This window comes from Actinopolymorpha sp. B17G11, assembly GCF_040196095.1.
Lineage (GTDB): Bacteria > Actinomycetota > Actinomycetes > Propionibacteriales > Actinopolymorphaceae > Thermasporomyces.
The window spans coordinates 284,735-308,253 of sequence record NZ_JBEFTW010000003.1; the positions used below are offsets into that span (position 1 = coordinate 284,735).

The following is a 23,519-nucleotide window of genomic DNA, read 5'->3' on the forward strand; positions in this document are numbered from 1 at the left end:
AAGGTTTCCCGTGACTCGAACCTCCCCCAACATCGTTCTGATCCTGGCCGACGACATGGGTTTTTCCGACATCGGCTGTTACGGCGGCGAGATCGAGACGCCGCATCTTGACCGGTTGGCGCGCCAGGGCACGAGATTCACGCAGTTCTACAACACCGCGCGTTGCACACCCTCGCGGGCATCGCTCGTGACGGGGCTTCACCCCCACCAGGTCGGGATCGGCATCCTCAACTTCGACGACAGTCCGGACGGCTATCCGGGCAATCTCTCGGAGCACAGCGTCACGGTCGCGGAAGCGTTGTCCAGTAAGGGATATGCGACGTACATGTCCGGCAAGTGGCACCTGGCGAGCGACATGGAGACGCCCAACGAAGCCTGGCCCACCCGACGGGGGTTCGACCGCTTCTACGGCACCCTCGAAGGTGCGGGCAGCTTCTACCAACCACGCACCCTGGTGCGCGGCGAGCGGAACGTCGAGGACGAGGGCCTTGATCCCTCGTTCTTCTACACGGATGCGATCAGCGACAACGCCGTACGGTTCGTCGAGGACCATGGGGCCGACTCGTCCGACCGTCCGTTCTTTCTCTATCTCGCCTATACCGCACCGCACTGGCCGCTGCACGCCCATGACGAGGACATCGCGAAGTACCGTGGCCGGTTCGACGCCGGATGGGACACACTCCGTCAAGAGCGTCTTGACAGGCTGGTCGCCGAGGGGATCCTCGATCCGTCCTGGAAGTTGTCCTCACGCGATGCGAGGGTAGCGGCGTGGGACGACGTGCCGGACAAGGAGTGGCAGGCCCGGCGGATGGAGGTCTACGCCGCCCAGGTCGACCGCATGGACCAGGGCGTCGGCAAGGTGGTCGCCACCCTCGAACGCCTCGGCCAGCTGGACAACACGCTCATCGTCTTCCTGTCCGACAACGGCGGCTGCGCGGAGGAGATGCCGCCGGAGGAGGTGAAGGAGTTCGTCACGAGCTTCGTACCCATGAAGGAACACACCCGCGAAGGCGATCCGGTCGTGCCGGGAAACGTTCCCGGCACGATGCCCGGGTCCGAGGCGACCTATCAGAGCTACGGCCGGGAGTGGGCGAACCTGTCCAACACGCCGTTCCGGGAATACAAGCACTGGGTCCATGAAGGCGGCATCGCGACGCCCCTCATCGTGCACTGGCCGGCCGGGCTCGAGGAGAGCGGCGCGACCAACCATCATCCGTACCAGCTCGTCGACGTCCTTCCGACTCTCCTCGACGCGGCCGGCGCGACCTACCCGGAGGAGCGCTCAGGGCACGCGGTGCCGCCTGCAGAGGGCGTGAGCATGATGCCCGCCCTGCGCGGAGAAGACGTCGCGGATCGTCCGTTGTACTTCGAGCACGAGGGAAACTGTGCGGTACGCAAGGGCCGGTGGAAGATTGTCCGCAAGCACGGAACGCCGTGGGAGCTCTACGATCTCCTCGACGACCGCACCGAGCTGCATGACCTCGCCGACCAGCATCCCGACCTGGTGGCCGCACTGGTGAGCGACTACGAAGCCTGGGCAGGCCGGTGTGGTGTCATCCCACGCGAACAGGTCCTCGAGCTCTACCGCCGCCGCGGCCACGGCCTGCCCCCGGAGTGACCTGAGCCCTCGACGATCGACGGCGAGGACAGGTCCGCCCGCGGGCAGGGCTTGTGCAAAGGCGTCCTCGGCATGCCCGCTGTACTCTCCCGACATGGTGTCTTCGGAGCAGTTGGCCGCCTTCGCGGTGGCATCGTTCATCGTCATCGTGATCCCCGGGCCAAGTGTGCTGTTCGTTGTCGGTCGCGCGCTGGCCCATGGTCGGCGTACCGCCCTCGCCTCGGTCGCCGGCAACGCCGTCGGCATGTATGTCGTCGCGGTGTGCGTAGCCCTCGGGATCGGGCTCATCGTCGAACGGTCAGTGCTCGTCTTCGCGATCGTGAAGTACGCCGGCGCCGCGTACCTCGTCTGGCTCGGCATCCAGGCGCTCAGGCACCGCCGCAAGCTCACCCCCGAGATCGGTGGCATCGGCCATGCACCACGCAACCTGGTGCGCTCGGCGTCGGAAGGATTCGCTGTCGGCGTCGCCAATCCCAAGGCCTACATCATGTTCGCCGCGATCCTCCCTCAGTTCGTCGACCGGCCGTCCGGCCACATCCCGAGCCAGATGCTCGTGCTGAGCGTCGTCCCGTTCCTCATCGCGCTGGTCTCCGACAGCGGCTGGGCGGTCACCGCGAGCGCGGTCCGCTCGTGGTTCGCGCGGTCGCCCCGGCGCGCCGAACTGGTCGGCGGTGTCGGCGGACTCTCCATGATCGGGCTCGGACTGTCCACGGCCATGACCGGCCGCAAAGACTGACCGGGATCACCACCAGGCCGGCCACCGCGCCAGCCGTACGACCTGGCCGTCCCGCCCGAGGCTGGACATTGCCGGGACGTAGCCGGACCCTGCCGTCAAAGGCCGGTGTCCTCGGCGATCGCGGCGTCCCCCTCGATCTCGAAGACCACCCGAAGCACCCGCGGATTGGACCACGTGGCGGCGTACTCCCCCAGCTGCCGAGTACCCCCGATCCGGTTGAGGCTCTCCGCGTACCAGCACGGGCGCGGCGCGTCATCGCCCAACAGCGCGGCGACCTCGAGGTCGGGCACGTCGAGTGACACGTGGTGCCGATACCTTCGCAGTGTCATTCCGTACGCCTGGGACAGCAAGGTGTAGAGCGACACGTCGTCGGCCAGCCGCTCCTCGATACCGGCCAGCCGGTTGCCGGGCAGCACGGTCGTCCACACTCCGGCCACGACCCCGTCGACCAGGTTGAGCCGGCGGACCTCCACGAGTTCCCCACCGGCGGCGACCTCGGGCTCGTACGGATGCTCGGGCCGAGGTGCCCGCCTGCGCACGCCGAGCAGCTTGGTGCCAGGCGTCGCACCGGCCGCGACGACGGTCGCGGCGAAGCTCGGCGGCAGGTCCTTGCTGATCACGTAGTCGATGCGCCGCCGCACGAAGGTGCCCGACCCGCGGATCCGCTGGACCAGGTACCGATGCTCCAGTTCCTGCAGGGCGGCGCGGGCGGTGAGGCGACTGACGCCCTGGCTGGCGACGAGTTCATGCTCCGAGGCCACCCTCGTGCCGGATGGTACGTCGCGCAGCTCCCGCGCCAGCTGGTCGGCCAGCTGGAGGTACGTGGATCGGCTTGTCATGACAATCACCTCCCGTCCGGCAGGAGAGTAGTCGTAAGCCTCGCGCGGATGCGCGCCGCCGGGACGGACGAGGCGATGCTCGCGGGAGCCGCGCGCTATGACGAGCAGGGACCCCGATGCGCCGAGGAGCCGCCTCGGACTGATCTCAACGCCGCTTGGGGTTGTCGCGTCCCGGCGGCGGCGCGGGCCTGTCCGAGCCGATGTCGGCGCGAGCATGGGTGAGAAAGTCGTTCTTGGCGCGTTGCACGCCCGCCGGGTCGTCACGGACGAGATCGATGAACCACCGGTCCGCCGCGAACCTGACGTCGGACGGCGCGAGCAGGCGTACGACCTCGCGCGCCTGGGAAAGGTCTTCGCGGAGCTGTGCCTGCCGGGTGGTCACCTCATTCGCCGCGCTGGTCGCCAGTGCGGTCGTGACCGCCATCGGGTCGGTGGCATCCAGATCCGCCTGTGCGTGGTCATTGCGTGCATGGCGTGAGTCGCCCGGGGCGGCGACGTTCCTGGCATCCGGCCGCGGGGCACGCAGATCGGTGACCACCCGTTCGTACTCGCTCGCGAGGCTCATGAACCGGGCATATGCCTCCTGCCGTTCAGCCAGCAATCTGCGCCGCTGCCGCTCCTCCGACCACGCCTGCCAGTTGTTGCGTTGCTCGACTGCCTGTCGTTCGAAAAGTTTCAGGGCACTCTTGTTGCTCCGCCACGAGGCGATCAGTTGCACGATCAGCATGATGATCACGACAGCGAGCGCGAGGGCGGCGATTCCGATGCCACGCTGGACGCCCGGGTCGAGAGCGTTCCACCAGTCCATACCGCCACCATGCCGCCCGCAGCATGTCTACGCGGCGCATTTCCAGTTCTCCGTCCGCACCGGCTGCCATTGTCTCGGTACGAATGTTCCGAGACACCGAAAGCTGGCATCTGGGTAAATGCGCAGATGGTTCACATGTCCCTTTGTGGCGGCTTTGGAGAAAGCAGAGCCCACAAGAAGCTGGCGTACAGTTAATCGTCGTGGTAAGCCAACGAGCGATCCGCACACATCTGGTCACGGTTCTCGTGATGGTGGCGCTCGCCGGGGTCTATCTCGGAACCGCGCTGCTCGGCGTTCTGCAGGAGTTCGGCTCGGGAACCCTGCGCACCATGTGGCCACCGACCGGTGTCGCCCTTGCCGCGCTGCTGTTGTTGGGTCCTCGGATGTGGCCGAGCGTCGCGCTCGGTTCATTCCTCGTCAACCTCATCATTCTCGACCATCCACCGTTGGTGTCCGCCGTGATCTGTCTGGCGGCGACCCTCGGGGTCGTCCTCGCGGTCCTCCTGCTCCGCATGGCACATTTCCAGAACGGATTGGACCGGCTACGAGATCTGCTCGCCCTGGTATTTCTGGGCGCGATCCTGGGAACGTTGGTGAGTTCGGCGATCTCGGCCGGGACTCTCTATATCACCGGTGCGCTGCCACCGGAGACCTTTCTCACCGAATGGTTCCTGGACTGGACGAGCACCGCGGTAAGCGTCCTCGTCATCACACCCTTCATCCTCGTCGTGAGTCGACTGAGGTGGCCACGACAGCTCCGACTTCGCCGGGCCGCGGAGGCTTTCGCGATGCTGGCAGTGGCCGCGCTGGTGACACTGGCCGCGGTGCATAGTTCCACCGAACTGTTGTTCCTGGTGTTTCCCGTCCTCATCTGGGCGGCCGTCCGCTTCCAGCTCGCGGGCGCCAGCGCGGCCGCCTTGATCACCACGATCGTCGTGTCCCACGGCGCCGTCGGTGGTTTCGGGCCGTTCGCCGGTGGCGACGAGTTCACCAATCTCCTCACCATCCAGGCCCTGGACGCGTCGTCCGCGCTGACCGCACTCGCCCTCGCAGTGACCATCGCGGAACGCGACCGGGCGCACTGGGCGGTCGAGAACGCGGCCACCCAGCTGGCGAGTGTCGTTCACCAACTCGATCACCGGCTGCGCCCACGACCGCTCGCACCTCAGGTGCGCGCCATGGCGGACCAGCGGGGGGCTGAAGCCGGGGCAGCGGGCAGTGGCGAACCCACGTCCGGCGTCGCGGACCACGGCTGACGGCGGCGATCTTCTCCGACCACCTGCGGTTCTGAGCACCGTCTCTGACACCCCCGGGCGGCCGGATCGCCATAGCCGTCCGTACAGGGCGATCAGTTGAACGCTGCATCACCGGGCGACGTAGTGAGCAGCATGACGAAGTTCGCGGCGCGGGAGGAGGCTCTGGTCCGGGCCCTCTACGCCGAACACGGCGAGCACCTGCTCGGCTACGTCCGCGCCCTGGTCGGCGGCGATCTTCGCAAGGCCGAGGACATCGTGCAGGAGACCCTGCTCCGCGCCTGGCGGCACTCGGGGAAGCTCACGACCGATACCGCTCGGCCGTGGCTGTTCCGGGTCGCTCGCAACCTCGTCGTCGACGGCCACCGAGCCGCCACGCGGCGTCCCCGTGAGGTTCCGGCCGAGCTGCCGGGCGAGCCGCCGTTCGAGGGCCTCGCCCAGCGTGAGGGTCCCGATGACATCGACCGGGCACTGCTCGCCTGGCAGGTCGCGGATGCGCTGAGAGCGCTCACACCAGCGCACCGTGAGGTCATCGTCGAGCTCTACTTCCGGGACAGGTCAGTGGCCGACGCGGCGGCTGCCCTGCGCATACCAGCCGGAACAGTCCGATCCCGCTCCTACTACGCCCTCCGGGCGTTACGTCTGGCCCTGGAGGAACGGGGGGTGACCGCACCGTGAGCTGCACCCACGCGCCCCGGCTGGGGGCCTACGCCCTCGGCGTCGACGATCCGGAGCGTCGTGCGATCGAACGCCACCTCGCGTCCTGCGCGCATTGCCGCGCCGAGCTGTCCGACCTCGCCGAGGTCGCCGCGATGCTCGCGACCGCGCGGTCCGCCGGCATCGTCGACCCCGAGGTCAGCGACGCCGAGGTCGGCGACGCCGAGGTCAGCGACGCCGAGGTCATCGACATGAGCCAGGAGAGCGAAGCGGTCGACGACCTGCTCGACCGCATCCTCGCCGCGATCGCGACCGAACGCACCGACCAGGCCGCCAAGGTGAGGGGCGTCCGCTGGCGGCGCCGCCGCGTTGCCCTGGGCATCGCCGCGGCGGTCGCGCTCGGCGGTTCCGTCGTCGGGGTGGCGGTGGCGCGTGGCGAGCTGCTGACACCGGACCACACCCCACTGGTGGCCGGCAGCTCGGCGTACGGCGTCATCGCCACCACCAGCGTCCGCGACGAGCCCTGGGGCACCCGGATCGACATGACCCTGCATGGCCTCCCACCGCTCACCTCGTGCCGCCTGGTCGCCAAGGCACACGACGGCCGGACCGAGACCGTGGCGTCGTGGCGGGTGACCTACGACGACGGGCTCGACGTCGAGGGCATGAGCGAGTTCCGCGCCGCCGAGCTCGCCGAACTCCAGGTGATCGACACCGCGGGACGCCGCCTGGTCACGGTCGCGGCCACACCGATCCAGAGGCCGAAGCGATGAGAGTACGCATGTCCCGGCGCCGGCTCGGGAGATGGCGGCGACGACGGTCACCATGAATGCGGTTACCGAGCCCCGCCCGTGTGGAGGTTCCGCTCACCGTCCGGCGTTCCGCGCCACGAGGTGGTCGACGATGTGGGCGGCGTCGTCACCGACGCCGGCCAACACCGACGACGGCTCGGAATGCAGCCACGGCAGCCCGACCGCGTAGAGCCCCGGATGGGTCGTGACGCCTCGCTCGTGCCGCGGATAGCTCCATTCGTCGAGGATCGGGAGGTCGACCCAGCTGAAGTCGAGCTGGTAACCCGTGGCCCACACCACGGTGGTGACGCCAGCGGCGTCGAGGTCGAGCTCGGTCACGGTCTCCGGCGTGAAGTCGTCGTACGCCGGACGGTCGTCCGGTGGTGCGTCGATGCCTGCGGCGTCGATGTAGGCGTCGAACAGTGGCCGGAACTCCTTGTCGAAACCGGTCTCGGCGAGGGCGAGCCGCTCGGCAAGGTCGGCCGAGAACCCGACCGCCGAACCGGACGCCCGCTCCAGCCGTCCGTACAACCGGATCCCCTGCCGGGCGAACTGCCGCAGGCTGATGTCGTGCCCGCCGTCCTTCCCGGACAGGTGCGGGTCGCAGCCGAATCTCGCCGCCGGCGAGGGCAGGTCGGCGACGGTCGGGAACGGCACACCCACCTCGGCGCCGTGCAGGAACGTCTGCATCAGCCACCAGACGACGTCATGTCCCCGGTAGCGCCGCGGAGCGCTGGGACAGGTCGAGACGGCAAGGTGCACCTCGCGCCCGGCGTCGTGCAACTCCTCCGCGATCTGCGTACCCGACTGTCCGGTGCCGACCACGAGCACTCCACCGTCGGCGAGCTGCGACGGCCGGCGGTAGTCCTGGGAGTGGATCTGCAGGAGGTGCGGTGCGAGCTGCCCGGCGACCGGTGGAACCTTCGGCACCGGGTAGGCGCCGGTGGCGAGAACGACGTTGCGCGCGAGGAACGTCGTGTCGTCGGTCTCCGCCACGAGCCCGCCGTCGACGGCGGCAAGTCGGCGTACGGAGGTGCGGAAGCGGACGGGCGCGTGGAACGACGCCGCGTACTTCCGGAGGTAGTCCACCACCCCCGCGCGCGGCATGAAGGCGTCAGGATCGGGGCCGTCGTACGGCATGCCGGGCAGGACCAGCGTGAAGTTGGGCGCGACGAGACAGAAACTGTCCCAGCGATCGTGCCAGGCACCGCCCAGCGTGTCCCGACTCTCGACGAGCAGGTGCGGGACACTGGCCTGGGTGAGCCAGTAGCTCGTGGCGAGTCCCGCCTGTCCGGCCCCGATCACCAAGGTGTCGACGGTTTCCTGCGTACGAACGGACGGCCGGTTCATGACGCGCTCCTGACGACGCTCTGGGCAGAAAGTGCGGAACGGAGCGCCCCGAGGAACTTCTCGGGCGCCTCGACCGCCGGGTCGTCGCCGCAGTCCTCGATGACGTGCAGCGGCCAGCCGTACCGTTCGCTCACTGCCTGGGCGACGTGGAGCGGCGTCGCGAGGTCCTGGCGACCCCAGACGAGGGTCGTCGGGACACTGATCCGCGCCAGGTCCTCGGCCGGGATCGCCGGTCCACCGAACGCCGCCATGAGCGCGCGGAGGCTCGACTGCACGCTCGGCGTCTGCGCGCGGTCGACGTTGTACGCCCGGAAGTCGTCCCAGTGCCCGCCCAGCCGGCTCTGGAGCGTGTCGAGGTCGAGCGCACAGTGCTGCCACAGCCGGTCGTGGGAGCCAGGTGTGGGTTGGCTGAGGAAGTCGTTCAGAGCGACGCCGAAGTCGGGCGCCGGATCGAACGGTACGAGGCCCAGCGCGTCGACGAGGACGAGACGGTCGAGCCGGGAATCGGAGCCGCTGCCGCCGGTGTCTGCGCTTCCTGCGTTTCCTTTGCTTCCTGTGCTGCTGTCTGTGCGGTTTCGACTGCGGTGGTCGGCGGCGAACCGTGCGGCGATCGCACCGCCCAGCGCGAACCCCACGAGCGTGGGCGGCGACGCGCAGGTCCGGTCGATCAGGTCGAGGAGCCAGTCGAGCACCCGGTCGGCGTCCAACGGCGCGCCGGTTACCTCGGTGGCACCCTGGCCGGGCAGGTCCGGCGCGATGACGCGACGGTTGGCCACGAGGTCGGGGAGCACCCGGTGCCAGTGCGTGGCATTCCCGCCAGGGCCGTGCAGCAGGACGACCGGTGGACCTTCGCCGCCTTCCAGGACGGCGGTGGAGATGTCGCCCAGGTCCAGTCGTCGCTCGACGACGCCGATCCCCGCGAGAAGCCGCTTCCGAGCCTCGGCCGGCGGGTCGCCGCCGCTGGTGGCGGTCCGGCCGGTGGTGTCGTTCCCGCTGGTCATCACGTAGCTCCTTGATCCGTACGCACGCCCACGGTGCGCCTATCGGCACGCTAGGAGGCGGGAGGGTCGTCCCGCATCGGCAGAACCTCGCAGGTCAGCGGCTTGGCGGGGAGGGGATGGCGCCGGACGTGGGTATTCCTGCGTACGCCTCGGTGGAAGGCGGAAGCGCTGAGGCGTTACACCAGGTCGTGCTCGTAGGCGTAAGCCGTGGCCGCCGAGCGCGACGACAGGCGCAGCTTGCCGAAGATGTTGCTGAGGTGGCGGGCCACCGTCTTCTCGCTGAGGACGAGCTCCTGCGCGATGGCACGGTTGGTTCGGCCGGACGCCACCAGCCTCAGGACCTCCAGCTCGCGAGCCGTCAGCCCGCCCGCGGCCTCCGGGCGGCCGACCGGCGGCGTCTCCCCTTCGGGACCCTGAGGAGGCTCGCTCAGCGCCCGGACCCGCTCGAGGTCCGGGGCGGCGCCGAGGTCCTCGAAGACCGCGCGGGCGGCGTCGAGCTCCAGCTCCGCGGTGTCCTCGTCGCCGAGTTGGCGGCAGGCGAGGCCGACGAGCACCCGGGCGCGGGCGACGTCGTACGGCGCGTCGACCTGGTGCCAGGTCCGCAGCGCTGGCCGGAGCGCGGCCAGGGCTGCCTCGGCGTCGCCTCCGGCGAGGGCGGCGGCACCCTCGGCCTGCGCGGCCGTGGCGCGCAGGAATGGTGCGGCGACGTCGCCTGCCAGCGTGGTCAGCTCGGCCGCCCCTTCCCGGGCCGCGTCGATGTCGTCGATCGCCAGCATGATCTCGACGTACGCCGCGAGGAGGCGCGGGCGGCGCACGCGTTCACGCTCCGCCTCGATGGCACGGCTGATCGCGGCGGCGGCCGCGCCGGCACGGCCCTGGGCGAGCCGTAGCTGCGCCAGCCCCGGCTGCGGCGGGCGACCCCAGTGGTTCGCCTGCCGGTACGCCTCCTCGGCGAGGCCGTACTCGCCGCGCAGCCGGTGCAGCTCCGCCCGCTGGTAGTACGCCGCCCCGGCGGCAGGGTGGCCGTGGGGAACCAGGAACCGGTCGCAGGCCTGGCGTACCTCGTCGATGGCGTCCGGCCAGGCACCGTTGACCTGCATGATCTCGGCTCGGTGCACCAGGCACTGCCCGCGGTAGGGCACCAGGTCAGGCTGCGACTCGCACCAGCGGGTCAGCGCGGCCGTCCACTCCCGCGCCCGCGGCAGGTCGAAGATCTCCTGGCAGGCCTCGATCACCGCGCAGTAGACGACCCCGACGACCATCGGCCCCACCTCGCCGGACGTGACCGCGACCATCACCTCGTCGAGCAGCGCGACACCCGCAACCGGGTCGCCGAGTCCGATGAGCGCCTGCCCGCGGCCGAGCCGACCGATGGCCAGCAGATCTACGTCGCCGCATCGCTCGGCGATCTCGGCCGCCCGCCGGAAGAGGTCGTACGCATGTGCCGCGTCGCCCTCGTCAAGGCTCCGCAGCGCCGCGGGCACGAGGAGGTAGCCCTGCACAGCGCACTCGCGGTTGGCCTCGTCGACGAGGCGCTGGGACCGGGCGAGCCACCCGCTGCCGCGGGCGAAGTCACCGCGCTGGAGGAGGAAGAAGCCGAGCCAGAACCCGCAGCGCGCCGCGTCCTCCGGGCGAGCGTCGTCGACATATCCGCGGTGCGCACGCGCCCATGACTCTCCGTCACCGTCGCCACCGATCAGGTAGCCCGCGATCGCCAGGCGTTCCAGGTCGTCCGGACCGAGGGGCGCCTCGCCGTCGGCCGCGGTCAGAGCCAGGTGCGCCTCGGACCACGCGTGCCGGTCGTAGGCCGCACGACCTCGCTCCAGTGCGTCGGATCTGCTCACGTGCGCCCCCATGGACTGGTGCCGCCACGGGGGCGACCAGGATCCGGCCCGCCGAAACGGCTCCAGCACTTTACCCGAACTCCGGCGGACACCACAGAGGCACCCTCAACGGGTGGAAGGTGAACATCCCGAAAAATCATGCAATGCCATATCCGGACAGATTCCTTCAAGGCAGCGAAGACGCGGAATCCCCTACCCCACAAGGGGATTCCGCCGCTTGTCTGTACGGTTCTGTACGATGCAACAGACAGTCAATAGACCACTCCGGACATGTGTTGATAAGTTGGACCCACGTCGCTTAGCTTTGGTCCCGCAGGCCGCGGTTGGCACAATTCGCTGTGGCGCCCGCGGCCCGGCAACGACGCCGGGCCGATGGCGGGATATTTCCCGAAGCGCGACAGCCATGCGAGACCCATTTTGAACATGGGTCCGAATCCGGCCGAAAGCTGACGATCTCGAGCACCTGGGAGTGCATGCTGTGGCGCGAAAGGTCCAGGACCCTGCCCGATCAGCCACCGACACACACACGCCTTTGCCTGACCAGGCGAACGGGTCTGCGAGTCATGACGAAGAAGGCCAGCAGGAATTCGGCGACAACCCGATCGAGGTGCGCGACACCGACCACTACACGCAGGAGTACGTCACCAGCTTCGTCGAGAAGTGGGACGAGCTGATCGACTGGAAGAAGCGTGCGCTGAGTGAAGGTCGGTTCTTCATCGACCAGTTGAAGGCCCGCAACGTGCGCACCGTCCTCGACGTCGCCACTGGCACCGGCTTCCACTCGGTACGCCTGCTTGAAGAAGGCTTCGAGACCGTGAGCGCCGACGGCAGCCCGCACATGCTGGCGAAGGCGTTCGAGAACGCACGGGAGCGTGGCGGCCACATCCTGCGCGTCGTTCACGCCGACTGGCGGTGGCTCAACCGCGACGTGCACGGGGAGTACGACGCGATCGTCTGCCTCGGCAACTCGTTCACGCACCTGTTCTCCGAGCGCGACCGACGCAAGGCCCTCGCCGAGTTCTACGCGATGCTCAAGCATGACGGCGTGCTCATCATCGACCAGCGGAACTATGACGCACTGTTAGACGGCGCCTACTCGAATCGGCACACGTACTACTACTGCGGCGAGGAAGTTTCGGCCGAGCCCGAACACGTCGACGACGGTCTCGCCCGGTTCCGCTACACATTCCCCGACGACTCGCAGTACCACCTCAACATGTATCCGCTGCGCAAGGACTACATGCGTCGGTTGATGCGTGACGTGGGATTCCAGCGGGTCGATACCTATGCGGATTTCCAGGACACTCACCCGGAAAGTGAGCCGGATTTCTTCATCCATGTGGCGGAGAAGTCCTATCGCGCGGGAGATGAGATGACTGAGACCTATTCCTCAGCGGTCCACACCGCACGTGACTACTACAACTCCGCTGACGCCGACACGTTCTACGCGGCGATCTGGGGCGGCGAGGACATTCACGTCGGACTCTATGACGACGCGACCACCGATATCGCGGCGGCAAGCAGGCGCACGGTCGACTATCTTGCCGACAAGCTCGACCTCCCGCCGGGTACCCGGGTGCTCGACCTGGGATCGGGCTTCGGCGGTGCCGCGCGGCAGCTGGCGGCGAAGCATGGCTGCCACGTCACCTGCCTCAACCTCAGCGAGGTGGAGAACTCCCGCAACCGCGAGCTGAACGTCGACCAGCATCTCGACCAGCAGATCGAGGTCGTCGACGGGTCGTTCGAGGACCTTCCGTTCGAGGACAACCGGTTCGACGTCGTGTGGTCACAGGACGCGATGCTGCACAGCGGTGACCGTTCCCGTGTCCTGGAGGAGGCGGCGCGGGTCCTCCGCCCGGGCGGCCAACTGATCTTCACTGACCCGATGGCGTCGGACGGGTGCCCACGGGAGGCGCTCCTCCCGATCCTGAAGCGGCTGAAGCTCGACACGATGGGTACGCCGGCCTACTACCGTCGCGAGCTCGCTCGCCTCGGGTTGGCCTCGGTGGAGTTCGACGACCTGACCCCGCAGCTCGCCGCGCACTACCAGCGGGTACTCGACGAGACCACGCGGCAGGAGCCGGAGCTGGCGAGCCAGATCAGCCAGGACTACCTCGACAACATGAAGGTCGGGCTCCAGCACTGGGTGACGGGCGGACGTGAGGGCCACCTCGTGTGGGGCGTCTTCCTCGCTCGCAGCTGATCTGGGGTTGCGACCGCCGCCTGGGCGGAGCGGCAAATGACCACGCTGAGCATGCGTACGGATCCCGGGACTGGTGTCGACACCTGTTGCGGTACCACAGGCATGCTCAGCGTGGTCATGTGCGGCTCCCGCGGCTGGCATGCGCGGGCCCCCGCGGCTGGCGCATGTGCCGCCTCACCCGGCGGCGCGCCTCCGTGGAGCCTGCCTGGGTACCCGTGACTGCCGGCGACGTCAGCGCGGGGACGCGGTGCTTTCTCGGACAACGAGGCTGGTGGCGAGCTCGATCCGGATCGGATGTTCGGCGTCACGCTCGGCCTTCTCCAGGACCGTCCGGGTGGCGAGCTGGGCCATCTCCGACAGCGGCTGCCGGACTGTGGTGAGCGGCGGCCACAGTACCTCGCAGAGTTCCACGTCGTCGAAGCCCACGACGCTGAGATCGTCGGGAATGCGCAGCCCGCGGTGGTAGGCCTCGGCGTAGACCCCGCTCGCCTGGACGTCGTTGCCGGCGAAGATGGCGGTGGGCGGGTCGTCCAGGTCGAGCAGCTGAGCGACGCCTCGACGACCACCGTCGGCGAAGAAGTTCCCGAATCGCACCAGCGACTCGTCGATCCCGATACCGGCACGCCGCAACGCGGCCCGGTAGCCGTCAAGGCGTTCTTGACTGCACAGCAGCTCCGGAGGGCCGGTGACGATGCCGATCCGCCGGTGGCCGAGTTCGACCAGGTGCTCGGTGGCGGCCAGCCCACCGGCCCAGTTTGTCGCACCGACGCTCGGGATCGCCGGGTCGAAACCACCTACCGGATCCACGAGGACGAACGGTGTGTGCATCGCCGCCAGTCGTTCGGCTGCTGCGGCCGGCAGCCGGGACACCACCAACACCACGCCGTCAGAGCGGCGTGCGGCAAGGGTCTGCAACCACGGACGCGCGTCAGCGTTGCGGTTGTGCGTCGCGGTGATGACCAGCCCGGCGCCGCCCCGGTGCGCCTCCTGCTCCGCTCCACGCAGGACCTCACAGGCCCACGGCGAGGCGAGCTCGGTGATGACGAAGTCGACCAGGCCGACCCGCTGGCGCGGTCCCGCGCCACGCCGGCGATAGCCGGACTCGGTGAGCAGTCCCTGGATCCGGGCGCGCGTGGACGGTGCGACGTCCTCGCGGCCGTTGAGCACCTTGCTCACCGTGGACACCGAAACTCCCGCCTCGCGGGCGATCTTGGCGATCGTGACCATCGCCTTCGGGGCCGGCGGCCCCATCGTCCCAGGGGTCCCCATTGCCTGAACGGTGTTCGACCGCTCGTCCGTACCGTTAGATCCAGCCACCGTCAATCACCCACATCTGATTCGTACACATCCGGCTGTCGTCGGCCGCGAGCCACAGGACGAGGCGGGCGACGTCGGCCGGTACCAACTTGTCCTTCAGGCACTGGGATCGCGCGATGCGTTCCTCGGCCTCGGGTGTGATCCAGGTCCTCACCTGGCGTTCGGTCATGATCCAGCCCGGCACCACGGCGTTGACCCGGATGCCGTCCGGGCCGAGGTCGCGGGCCATCGCACGCGTGAGCCCCTCGATGGCGGCCTTCGCCGTGGCGTACGCAGGAAGCCCGCCGAACCCGCCGCGCCAGGTGATGGAGCCGAAGTTGACGATCGAGCCCCCACCGGCCGCACGCATCATCGGCGCAACCGCCTGCATGGTGAAGAAGTGCGGGCGAAGGTTGACGGCCATCTTGTCGTCCCAGTACTCAGGGGTCACCTCGTCGACCGCGTGGCGATCGTCGTTGGCCGCGTTGTTGACGAGCACACGGATCGGACCGATCTCCTGCGCCGCGTCGGCGATGCATCCCTGCAGCGCGTCGATGTCGCGGATGTCGCAGACCTCGAAGCGGGGAGCGGGTGAACCCTGAACCGCGACCTGCTTCGCGAGCGCGGCGCCCGCGTCGCCATCGATGTCGACAAACGCCACTTTCGCACCCTGTGCGGCGAACTGTGAGACCAGTTCGGCGCCGATGCCAGTGGCACCGCCGGTGACGAAGACCGCCCGGTCGCGCAGGCTGGGGTACCTGGCGTACTCAGCTGGCACGGGCACCACTTCCTTTCTGCAGGTCCGGCCTCTCAGCAGACTCGCCCTTTCTGCAGGATCAGCTCTTCGGCAGGATCACCGCGCGCCCGACCGCTCCATCGACGAGCGCGCGGTAGGCGTCGTTGACACCGGTCAGGGGGTACGCCTTGCCGAGCAGGTCCTCCAACGGAAGCCGCCCCGCCTGGTAGAGCGCGAGCAGCTTGGGGATGTCGGTCAGCGTGTTGGCCGAGCCGTAGAGACTGCCGATGACCCGTTTCTCCTGCTGGACAAGCTCGTTGAGCGGCACCTGGAACGTCGCGCCGACCTTGCCGAGTCCGATCGCGACGACCGATCCGCCGGTACGCAGGCAGGACAGCGCCTCTTCGATCGTCTGCGTACGGCCGATCGCCTCCAGCGCCCAGTCGACGCCGCCGGGGCAGATGTCGTGGACGGCGGGGACCAGGTCGGTCGTACTCACGTCGATCGTGTGGGTCGCTCCGAAGCGGGTCGCGAGCGCCAGCTTGTCCGGCACGACGTCGGCGACGATGAGCGGGTGCGCGCCGGCGAGCTTCGCGCCGATCACGCTGGAGAGCCCGACACCGCCCGCGCCCAGCACCAGCACGCTCGCTCCCGCGGCGTTGCCCACCACGTTGAGCACGGCGCCCATGCCGGTGATGACCGCGCAGCCGACCAGCGCGGCGATCCGGAACGGGATGTCGGTGGGGACGCGGATGACCGACTGCTCGGCGACGACGCAGCGTTCGGCGAAGCAGGACACTCCGAGCAGGTGTTTCACCTCCTGGCCGGAGTCGAGGCGGAGCCGGGTCGTGCCGTCGAGCAGTCCACCGGTCGCCTTCTGGATCTTCGCGGACTCGCACAGCGCGGGACGCCCCTCAGCGCAGAACCTGCACCTGCCGCAGCGGGGGCGCCACATCAGGACGACCGCGTCGCCCGGGCTGACGGTGGTGACGCCGGGTCCGACCTCCTCGACGATGCCGGCACCCTCGTGACCGGGTACGGCGGGTGTGGGACAGGCGAGGTCCCCGGTCATGTAGTGCAGGTCCGTGTGACAGACACCCGCCGCCTCGACCCGGACCAGCACCTCGCGCTCCCGGGGGGCATCGAGCGTGACGTCCTCGATGGCCAACGGCCGGCCTGGTTCGTAGAACACCGCTGCCTTCATCGCGCCCACGCCTCCTGGCTGGTCGTGACGGAGTCCTTCGTCCGCACGGACTCGCCGATCGCCAGGCTGATCAGGTGGTCCTGGCAGGCCTCGGCGAGCGGATAGGGCGGCGGCGCCTCGTCGCGGCACCACTGCGCCGTCTGTTCGAGCAGGGAGGCGACGGCGATCTCGTCGTCAGCCAACCGCGCACCCTGGAAGGCGTTGCGGTAGACGACCCTTCCCTCAAAGCTCACGTGGTCCAGGTCGAAGCCCTCGAGGTTGAGGTCGATCCCGGACTGCCGGCGGACGAGGAAGGACTCGACGGGCGTCGTCGGGTCGGCCATGCGTACGACGCGGTCGTCGACGATCTCGCCGTGTGATCCGCGGACCACGATTCGCCTGCTGCGCAAGGGATTCCACCACTGGTTCTCGGTGAAGTCGTAGAGCCCGACGGACCCGCCGAAGTCGAGCGTCGCGAGCGTGGTGGCGAGGTCCTGCGGGGTGCTGTCACCGGTCCACCCGGCGGGCGTCAGCGGATTGACCAGGGGAGCTGAGAACGCCTGCGCCGAGACGGTGACCGGCGCGAAGCCAACGCCGAGCAGGTGTCGGATCATCGACACCGCGTGGTAGAGGTGGGTCGAGGAGACGTGCGCCGACGTGGCCTTGCCGATCACACCGTCGCGTACCAGGGCGAGTCGAGCGGCGTGGCCGGGATAGGAGATGTACTGCTCGGCCACCTGGACCAGACCGCTCGTGCCGACCGCCGCCCACAGGTCCCGCAAACCGTCCAGGTCCGGTGCTGGCGGGGTCTCGGCCAGCACCGGCATGTCGAGCGCCACCAGGTCCCTGGTCGCCTGCGGCGTCACGGCCCACGGCACCGAGACGATCACGAAGTCCGGCCGGTCGGCCGCCACCAGGTCCGCGATCGTACGAATGGTGCGTACGCCCCACTCGGCCTCGACCTCGGCGCCACGTTCGGCGGTCCGCGTCACCACACCGGTCACCTGGAACCGCTCGGGCATCAGCCGCGCCAGGCGTAGGAAGAACGTCGAACGCCAACCACTCCCGACGATGCCGTAGCGCGCCGCGGTTGCGGGACTCACCAGGTCACCCCCACCAGGTCTCGGCCGCCGGGACGAGCCCTTCCAACTCGGTCCACAACACGTCAGGGACCGGCCACCGGGCGAGCTCGAGGGTCTGCTCGACGCGTTCGGGCGCCGAGATGCCGACGACGGTCGACGCGATCCGGCTCTCCCGCATCGAGAACTGCAGTGCGGCGGCGGCGAGCGGGACCTCGTGCGCGGAGCAGGCGCGTTCCATTGCGGCGACCCGAGAGAGGAGGTCCGCGCCGCCCGGGCGGTAGCCGTACTTCGGTTGCGCCTTCGGGCCCTTGACCAGCATGCCGCCCGCGTAGGGGGCGCCGTTCAGGACCGCGACCCCGCGCGCGGCCGCGTCGTCGAGCAGCGGGCCGGCCGACCGGTCCAGCAGGGTGTAACGGTTGTGGGTGAGAACGACCTCGAAGACACCCGTACCGACGTAGCGGCGCATCTCGTCGATCGGTCCGCCGGCGACACCGAGGTGGTCGACGACACCCTCGTCCCGCAACGCGACCAGTGCCTCGACGGCCCCGCCGGGGGCCGTCGCCTCGCTGAAGGAGATCCGCTCCGGATCGTGCAGGTGGAGGAGTTGCAGGTGGTCGACGCCCAGGCGTTGGAGACTCTCCTCGACCGAGATGCGAACCCGCTTGCCGGAGAAGTCTCCGGTCGCTGGGTCGGGATCGACCTTGGTGGCGAGGACGAACCCGTCCGGTAGGCCGCCGATCTCGCGGAGGGCCGTGCCGATCCGGCTCTCGCTCGAACCGTTGCCGTAGCCGTTGGAGGTGTCGACGAAGTTCATCGGTCCCTCGAAGACATGCCGCATCGTCGCGACCGCGCGGTCGGTCTCCACTTCGTACCCGTAGAGGTTGGGCATGCTGGCGAGCGGACTCGTACCGACGCAGAGTGGCGTCACGGCCAGGCCGGTCGATCCCAGCTCCCGGGTCTTCATCGCTCTCCCTGGATCAGCTGCCGACGCACGGTTGACTCGGGACCTGTGGTGCGGCGTCTTTCGAATCCCGGCCGAAAGTTGCGATTGAGTGCTGGGGACGGTAGTTCGCGTGACGCTCGCGCGTCAAGATGCTCCTTCCGCGACCGGCCAGCGAGTTCACGCCTGGCAGACACGACTCATCGCTACGGTCCCGGCCACGGGACGAGGAGGGAAATCGACCGAAAACTTTCGGACTCCGGTCCGACAGACCGGTCACCTCACCATGTGGTCCATGACCCGCATCGCGTTGGCGAAGATGGTCAGAACCGGGTTCACGCCACCGTTCGTGACGTGCAGCGAGCCGTCGGCAACGCGCACGTTGTCGTGGCCCCAGACGCGTCCCCACGGGTCGGTCACCGAGCTGGCCGGGTCGGTCCCCATCCGCGCGGTTCCGGCCTGATGCTGTCCAGAGCTCGGCCCGCCGTGGACGGTACGCCGGCGACCCATCCCCTGCGCCACCGTGGCGCCGCTGGCGTCGAGCCACTCGGCGGCGCGACTGGTCAGGAACTCGTGTGCACGCAGGTCCTCCGGGTGGAGGGAGCCGGACAGGCGGGCCACCGGAATACCGAGGCGGTCCTTGACGTCCGGGTCGAGGCGTACCCGCGCACCGGCCGTCGTGACCTCCTGGATCGGGCCGGCCAACCGCTGTGCGCGCGGAAGGTAGTGACGCATCAGTCGCTTCGCCTCGCGGCCGTGCAGCGGTAGGACTCCGGCTCCGCGCAGGTTCCCGTGGGTGCTCACCGGCGTGGGCACGAACTCGTTGGCGAGCATGCCACCGCCGACGATGCCGGGGTTGTGGTGCCGATAGTCGTTGGTGGCGATGGCGGGACCCGGCCCGAGCCCGTCGTTCACCGGGTCGGGGAAGAACCCGGTCGCGCCCACGTAGACGTGGCCCTGCAGGTGCCGGCCCACCTGGTCGGTGTTGTTGCCGAGACCGTCAGGTTCCTGGGTGCTCGTGCTGTTCAGCAGCAGCCGCGCGGACTCGATGGCGCCGGCCGAGACGACGAACTCGCCGGCGGCGACCTCGTGGCGCCAGATGGCACCGTTCGTGGCTCCCACCAGGGCGACGGCCGTCACGCGACCCTTCGCGTCGGTGACCAGGCGCTCGACCCGGGTCCCGGTGAGCAGGCTGGCGCGTCCTGTCGCGAGCGCCCGTGCGAGGACGGTGTTGTGCGCACCGTTCTTCGCCTCGACCCGGCAGGCGAAACCCACGCATTGGCCGCATCCCGCGCAGGCGTTCCGGCCGTTGTAGGGCTGGGAGTTGATCAACAGCGGGACGGCGAGGGTGCTGATCCCGAGCCGTTTCGCCCCGTGCGCGAGTACCTCCGCGGGCCTGGTGGACGGCACCGGAGGCATCGGGTAGTCGCGGGCCCGCCACGCACCTGACGTGTCACCCTCCGCGCTTCCACTGACGCCGATCTCCCACTCGGCGCGGTCGTACCAGGGCTCCATGTCGGCGTAGGTGACCGGCCAGTCGGCGAGGGCGCTGCCGTCCGGGATGCCGTACGTACTGGCCATCGCGAAGTCCTCGGGCGCGAACCGCCACGCCTGGGCACCGAAGACGCGGGTTCCACCGCCGACGGTCATCGCGTTGGCACCCCAGCGGCCGTCGGTCGGGACGAGTGGGATGACGGTGCCGGCGACCTCGAGCGTCCGCGGGTTGTCGGCCGCGGGCGGTGCGGTGCGATCGTCGAAGCCGACGCCGGTCCTGGCGTTGCGGAGGTGATCTGTGGCGAGGTGGTCGGCGCTGGGCAGTTCCCCGCGCTCGACGACGAGGACGGTACGCCCGGACTCGGCCAGGGCACAGGCCGCGACCCCTCCCCCGGCCCCGGACCCGACGACGATCGCGTCGTACCGGTCCCGGAGCTGGTCGCGCCGGATCACTGCCGAGCGGTCGAGGACCTCCGGCGTACTCACGCCCTCGTCGGTGCGCACGCTCGCCGGCCACCCGCCCGGAGGGTCGGGTGACCAGCCGAGCATCCGCCACGACACCGCTTCGAGGTTGCCGCCGTTGCCAGGATCGGCGTAGTAGCCGTGCTGGACGAGCGTGGCGAACCAGGGGTAGTCCCGGTCCTCGGCCAGGGAGTCCAGCACCCGCAGCCGCTCAGGCTCGCCGGCGGAGACGAAGTCGCCGATCCCGAGTTCCTGGGTGGCCGCGACGACAGCTGCGACCGCGTCGCGGATCCGTGGCAGCCACTCGCGGCGGTCGGCGGTGAGGATCGTGTGCAGGAATCCCAGGCCTCCCGACGCGGCCGCCGACGGCCACTCGTCGGCGGGCACGATCGTGTCGACCAGGGCGGTCAGCAAGTCCGGAGTCGCGTCGGCACCGATGAGGTCGGCAAGCAGCTCAGCGTGTTCGCGGGCATCAGGCATGGCAACTCCTTCTCCACTGACAGATGCGAGGCTAGGTCCCTTGCCGGCATACGGCGAAACTGATCACGCATACGTGGTCACCTTCGGCTCTCGCGTGTGTTGGTTGGCCGGTCGACAATGCGGGCCGGTTAGCGGTGCCGGTGGCTCGCCGGGGCCGGTCAGCGGCGCCAGGTTTTGGTCAGGGGACGCCGAGCCTGGTCATGCCCCCGCCGTGCCCGGTCGCTCACCTGCACAGGATGCTCGCCGACGCCGGGCCAGGCCACTTACCTGGCTGACCAGGCCAGAAAAACCAGGGCCAGGCAACGACACCTCGCCAGCGCCCATTCGCCAGGCTGACCAGGCCGCCCACCGGGCTGACCAGGCACCTAATGGGGCGACACACTCGGCCCGACCAACACGGCGCACTCGGCCCACGTGGATCAGTCGAGGGCGGGGAGCTCGCCCTTGGCCGCGTACCACGAGACGGCTTCGTAGACGGCCTCGAGCGAGGTGTACCGCGGCCGCCAGTCCAGCAGGGCGGCCGCCTTCGCCACCGACGAGTTCGGGCTGTGGGCGATGTGGTTCCACGTTGCCTCGGCGTCGGCAGGCTCCACGGTGTCCTTCCATCGTTCGTACGGAAGGAACTCCAGCCGGGCGTCCTGCCCGTACCACCACGCGACCGACTCCGCATAGCCACGCAGCGTCAGCGCCGCCGGTGAGACCACATGGAAACTCTCACCCACCGACGCGTTCCGGCGTTCGAGCGCCGCCATGAACGACCGGGCGACGTCATCGGCGTGCACATGATGGAGCGTCTCCAGGCCGAAGTTGGGAAGGGCCAGTGGCTCACCCTTCGCAAGTTGCGCGAACACGCTGAGCTGCAGGTGACCCGCCGGGTTGATCGGCCGCCAGCCTGGCCCGACAATGTGGCCCGGATGCAGGATCGTGGCCGGCAGTCGGCCGGTGCGCGCCTCGGTGAGGAGGTACGCCTCGATCGCCGCCTTCTTCACGCCGTAGTCGCCGAACGGACGCCGGGGTACGTCCTCGGTCATCGGCGTCTCGATCGCCGGGCCGTGCACCCAGATCGTGCCGCAGTGCAACACATGTTGGACGCGCCCGCGGAGTGCCTCGCTCAGCTGACGGGCCGAGTCCGGCTCGAAGCAGATCAGGTCGATGACAGCGTCGGCGCCGAGGTCGGCGATGCGCTTGCCGAAGGTCCCGGCCTCGTCCTCCGCAACCCGGTCGGCGACGATCTGCTCCGTCCGCTCCCACACCGACCGGCGGCGGTAGGGCTCGCTCTGCCCGCGACTGACCGTGACGACCTCGTGGCCGGCGTCGACCAGGAGGGGTACGAGGTAGGAGCCGATGTGCCCGCTCGCTCCGATGACGACGACCCGCATGTCAACCCGTCCTTTCGTCCGACATTTGTGCCCCATGTCGGCACCAGACTAGCCCCGGGCTGACGCAGGGCTCGTGGTCCGCAACCATTCCGGCAGGGTCTCAGGCACCCCGCGGATCGGCGAATCTCTTGGGGACGACGTGCTAGATGGCCTTGTTTTGCTGGGCTTTCAAGACTCGGATTGTCGGTGGTCGCTCCTAGCCTACGGATCAAGGTCGACGGAATGCTGGCCAACGTAACAGGACGGGCATCCACGTCCTATATCACGCGTGTTATAGTCTGGAGGTTCGATGTGGCAGGTCGTTTACCGAGAAGAGGCTGAGCAGGAACGACTGGCAATGCCGAGGGTGGAGCGAAATGCATTGATCCATGCCGTAGAGAAGCTCGAAGCGTTCGGACCGCGGTTGGGATACCCCCACACGAGTGCGGTGCAGGCCTTTGCCGGGTTGCGTGAATTGCGCCCAAGGGCTGGTCGAAGTTCGTGGCGGGCCCTTTACAGCCAGATCGGTCACGTGTTCGTCATCGCCGCTATCGGGCCAGAGGCTCAGGGCGATCGTCGAGGCTTCGAGCGAGCTGCTGCGCGGGCACTTGCCAGGCTTGCAGAAGTGGAGGAGGACTGAAGATGCCGAAGCTTTCAAAGATGAGGAGTGCTCAGCAGATTCGCGCCGAGGATCTGCGAGATGCGGAGGTGCGGGCGGAGTACGACCGCACCGCGTTAGCACATGCCGTCGCCATGCGCGTGATCAAGTACCGGATCGATCATGGCCTGTCGCAGACGGCGCTGGGTCGCCAGCTCGGCATGGCGCAACCGGCTGTTGCTCGCCTCGAGGCTGGCGAGCACGAGCCCTCGCTGGAGACGCTGTCACGGCTCGCGCGTGGCCTCGGCGTCGAGTTTCATATCGACATCACCCCGGACGCTCTCGGCCTCCGCGAAACCGCGTGACGGTCATCCAACGGGCGCCTGTACGTCACAGGCGGATGATGCACCCGTCGTGGTCTCGTTCGCCCTCGGGGTCGTCGAACCACCGGCCGCCCGATCCGAGGTACCGGAACCGGATCTCCTGGCCCGCCGGCACCGTCACCGTGACGCTGCGCGTGCCGTTGCTACGGCGGACGAGTCGATGCCGGCCCGGCGTCCAGTCGTTGAACGTCCCGACAGCCGACACCGGACCGTCGTGAATATCGTCGGGCAAAACGAGCTGAACCTTCGCCTGTTGGCCGTTCTGCTGGGCAAGGATGCGGATGGGCACGGGTTGTCTTCCTCTCTGGATCCTGCAGGAGGCGCCTGCGGGATCGTAGGCAAACAACCTTGATCAACGGTCGCCGACACCACACCCGAAACGTAACCGTGACGAAATCGCTCCGCCC

Annotated in this window: 21 protein-coding genes; 8 read left to right on the forward strand and 13 right to left on the reverse strand. The window is 68.9% G+C overall.

The features are described from left to right. Positions 1-10 precede the first annotated feature (10 nt). Both ABN028_RS05470 and ABN028_RS05475 read left to right on the forward strand, forming a co-directional pair. Positions 11-1,618 (forward strand): arylsulfatase, encoded by a 1,608-nt coding sequence (locus ABN028_RS05470; RefSeq protein ID WP_349695829.1) that lies wholly within the window; start codon positions 11-13, stop codon positions 1,616-1,618. Between the two features lie 94 nt (positions 1,619-1,712). Continuing rightward, the gene (locus tag ABN028_RS05475) at positions 1,713-2,354 is read left to right on the forward strand and encodes a LysE family translocator (protein ID WP_349695830.1); all 642 of its coding nucleotides are present in this window, start codon (positions 1,713-1,715) and stop codon (positions 2,352-2,354) included. A 95-nt stretch (positions 2,355-2,449) separates the two neighbouring features. On the opposite strand, the gene ABN028_RS05480 is transcribed toward ABN028_RS05475, so the two are convergent. Beyond that, positions 2,450-3,193: a GntR family transcriptional regulator gene (locus tag ABN028_RS05480; protein ID WP_349695831.1), complete on the reverse strand. Its 744-nt coding sequence runs from the start codon at positions 3,191-3,193 to the stop codon at positions 2,450-2,452. Positions 3,194-3,338: 145 nt separating this feature from the next. After that, complete coding sequence (locus tag ABN028_RS05485) at positions 3,339-4,001, reverse strand: hypothetical protein (RefSeq protein WP_349695832.1); 663 nt, start codon at positions 3,999-4,001, stop codon at positions 3,339-3,341. Positions 4,002-4,201: 200 nt separating this feature from the next. Between ABN028_RS05485 and ABN028_RS05490 the strand changes: the two genes are divergently transcribed. The 3 genes from ABN028_RS05490 to ABN028_RS05500 all read left to right on the forward strand — a co-directional run bounded on the left by ABN028_RS05490 (position 4,202) and on the right by ABN028_RS05500 (position 6,684). After that, entirely contained in the window at positions 4,202-5,257 is a 1,056-nt protein-coding gene (locus ABN028_RS05490) for an MASE1 domain-containing protein (protein WP_349695833.1), read from the forward strand. Positions 5,258-5,389: 132 nt separating this feature from the next. Then, the gene (locus ABN028_RS05495) at positions 5,390-5,932 is read left to right on the forward strand and encodes a sigma-70 family RNA polymerase sigma factor (RefSeq protein ID WP_349327418.1); all 543 of its coding nucleotides are present in this window, start codon (positions 5,390-5,392) and stop codon (positions 5,930-5,932) included. Next, positions 5,929-6,684 carry a zf-HC2 domain-containing protein gene (locus ABN028_RS05500; RefSeq protein ID WP_349695834.1) on the forward strand — a complete coding sequence of 252 codons (756 nt, stop codon included), beginning with the start codon at positions 5,929-5,931 and terminating at the stop codon, positions 6,682-6,684. The genes ABN028_RS05495 and ABN028_RS05500 overlap by 4 nt, the downstream gene beginning before the upstream one ends. A gap of 93 nt (positions 6,685-6,777) precedes the next feature. Here the strand turns inward: ABN028_RS05500 and ABN028_RS05505 are convergent, their stop codons facing one another. The 3 genes from ABN028_RS05505 to ABN028_RS05515 form a co-directional block, all read right to left on the reverse strand. After that, positions 6,778-8,052, reverse strand: coding sequence for a flavin-containing monooxygenase (locus tag ABN028_RS05505; RefSeq protein ID WP_349695835.1), 1,275 nt, complete (start codon positions 8,050-8,052; stop codon positions 6,778-6,780). Next, positions 8,049-9,053, reverse strand: coding sequence for an alpha/beta fold hydrolase (locus ABN028_RS05510; protein ID WP_349327415.1), 1,005 nt, complete (start codon positions 9,051-9,053; stop codon positions 8,049-8,051). The genes ABN028_RS05505 and ABN028_RS05510 overlap by 4 nt, the downstream gene beginning before the upstream one ends. 176 nt (positions 9,054-9,229) lie before the next feature. Beyond that, positions 9,230-10,897, reverse strand: a complete 1,668-nt coding sequence (locus ABN028_RS05515; RefSeq protein ID WP_349327414.1) for a LuxR C-terminal-related transcriptional regulator — start codon at positions 10,895-10,897, stop codon at positions 9,230-9,232. 532 nt (positions 10,898-11,429) lie between these two features. On the opposite strand from ABN028_RS05515, the gene ABN028_RS05520 reads away from it, so the two are divergent. Beyond that, positions 11,430-13,100: a glycine/sarcosine N-methyltransferase gene (locus ABN028_RS05520; protein ID WP_349327413.1), complete on the forward strand. Its 1,671-nt coding sequence runs from the start codon at positions 11,430-11,432 to the stop codon at positions 13,098-13,100. A 231-nt stretch (positions 13,101-13,331) separates the two neighbouring features. Here the strand turns inward: ABN028_RS05520 and ABN028_RS05525 are convergent, their stop codons facing one another. From ABN028_RS05525 to ABN028_RS05555, 7 genes are all read right to left on the reverse strand, one after another. Then, complete coding sequence (locus ABN028_RS05525) at positions 13,332-14,369, reverse strand: LacI family DNA-binding transcriptional regulator (RefSeq protein ID WP_349327412.1); 1,038 nt, start codon at positions 14,367-14,369, stop codon at positions 13,332-13,334. Positions 14,370-14,403: 34 nt separating this feature from the next. Beyond that, entirely contained in the window at positions 14,404-15,174 is a 771-nt protein-coding gene (locus ABN028_RS05530; protein ID WP_349695836.1) for an SDR family NAD(P)-dependent oxidoreductase, read from the reverse strand. Positions 15,175-15,232: 58 nt separating this feature from the next. Further along, on the reverse strand, positions 15,233-16,336 hold the full coding sequence (locus ABN028_RS05535) for a zinc-binding dehydrogenase (RefSeq protein ID WP_349327410.1): 1,104 nt from the start codon (positions 16,334-16,336) through the stop codon (positions 15,233-15,235). Then, positions 16,333-17,418 carry a Gfo/Idh/MocA family protein gene (locus ABN028_RS05540; protein ID WP_349695837.1) on the reverse strand — a complete coding sequence of 362 codons (1,086 nt, stop codon included), beginning with the start codon at positions 17,416-17,418 and terminating at the stop codon, positions 16,333-16,335. Before ABN028_RS05540 ends, ABN028_RS05535 begins: the two co-directional genes overlap by 4 nt. 4 nt (positions 17,419-17,422) lie before the next feature. Then, the gene (locus tag ABN028_RS05545) at positions 17,423-18,361 is read right to left on the reverse strand and encodes an aldo/keto reductase (protein ID WP_349327408.1); all 939 of its coding nucleotides are present in this window, start codon (positions 18,359-18,361) and stop codon (positions 17,423-17,425) included. Between the two features lie 252 nt (positions 18,362-18,613). Further along, positions 18,614-20,773: a GMC oxidoreductase gene (locus tag ABN028_RS05550; protein WP_349695838.1), complete on the reverse strand. Its 2,160-nt coding sequence runs from the start codon at positions 20,771-20,773 to the stop codon at positions 18,614-18,616. A gap of 419 nt (positions 20,774-21,192) precedes the next feature. Continuing rightward, positions 21,193-22,152: an NAD-dependent epimerase/dehydratase family protein gene (locus ABN028_RS05555; protein WP_349695839.1), complete on the reverse strand. Its 960-nt coding sequence runs from the start codon at positions 22,150-22,152 to the stop codon at positions 21,193-21,195. A gap of 289 nt (positions 22,153-22,441) precedes the next feature. On the opposite strand from ABN028_RS05555, the gene ABN028_RS05560 reads away from it, so the two are divergent. Next, the gene (locus tag ABN028_RS05560) at positions 22,442-22,771 is read left to right on the forward strand and encodes a type II toxin-antitoxin system RelE/ParE family toxin (protein WP_349695840.1); all 330 of its coding nucleotides are present in this window, start codon (positions 22,442-22,444) and stop codon (positions 22,769-22,771) included. A 2-nt stretch (positions 22,772-22,773) separates the two neighbouring features. Beyond that, entirely contained in the window at positions 22,774-23,094 is a 321-nt protein-coding gene (locus ABN028_RS05565) for a helix-turn-helix transcriptional regulator (protein WP_349327405.1), read from the forward strand. Positions 23,095-23,119: 25 nt separating this feature from the next. On the opposite strand, the gene ABN028_RS05570 is transcribed toward ABN028_RS05565, so the two are convergent. Then, positions 23,120-23,401 (reverse strand): isoamylase early set domain-containing protein, encoded by a 282-nt coding sequence (locus ABN028_RS05570; protein WP_349327404.1) that lies wholly within the window; start codon positions 23,399-23,401, stop codon positions 23,120-23,122. Positions 23,402-23,519: the final 118 nt, after the last annotated feature.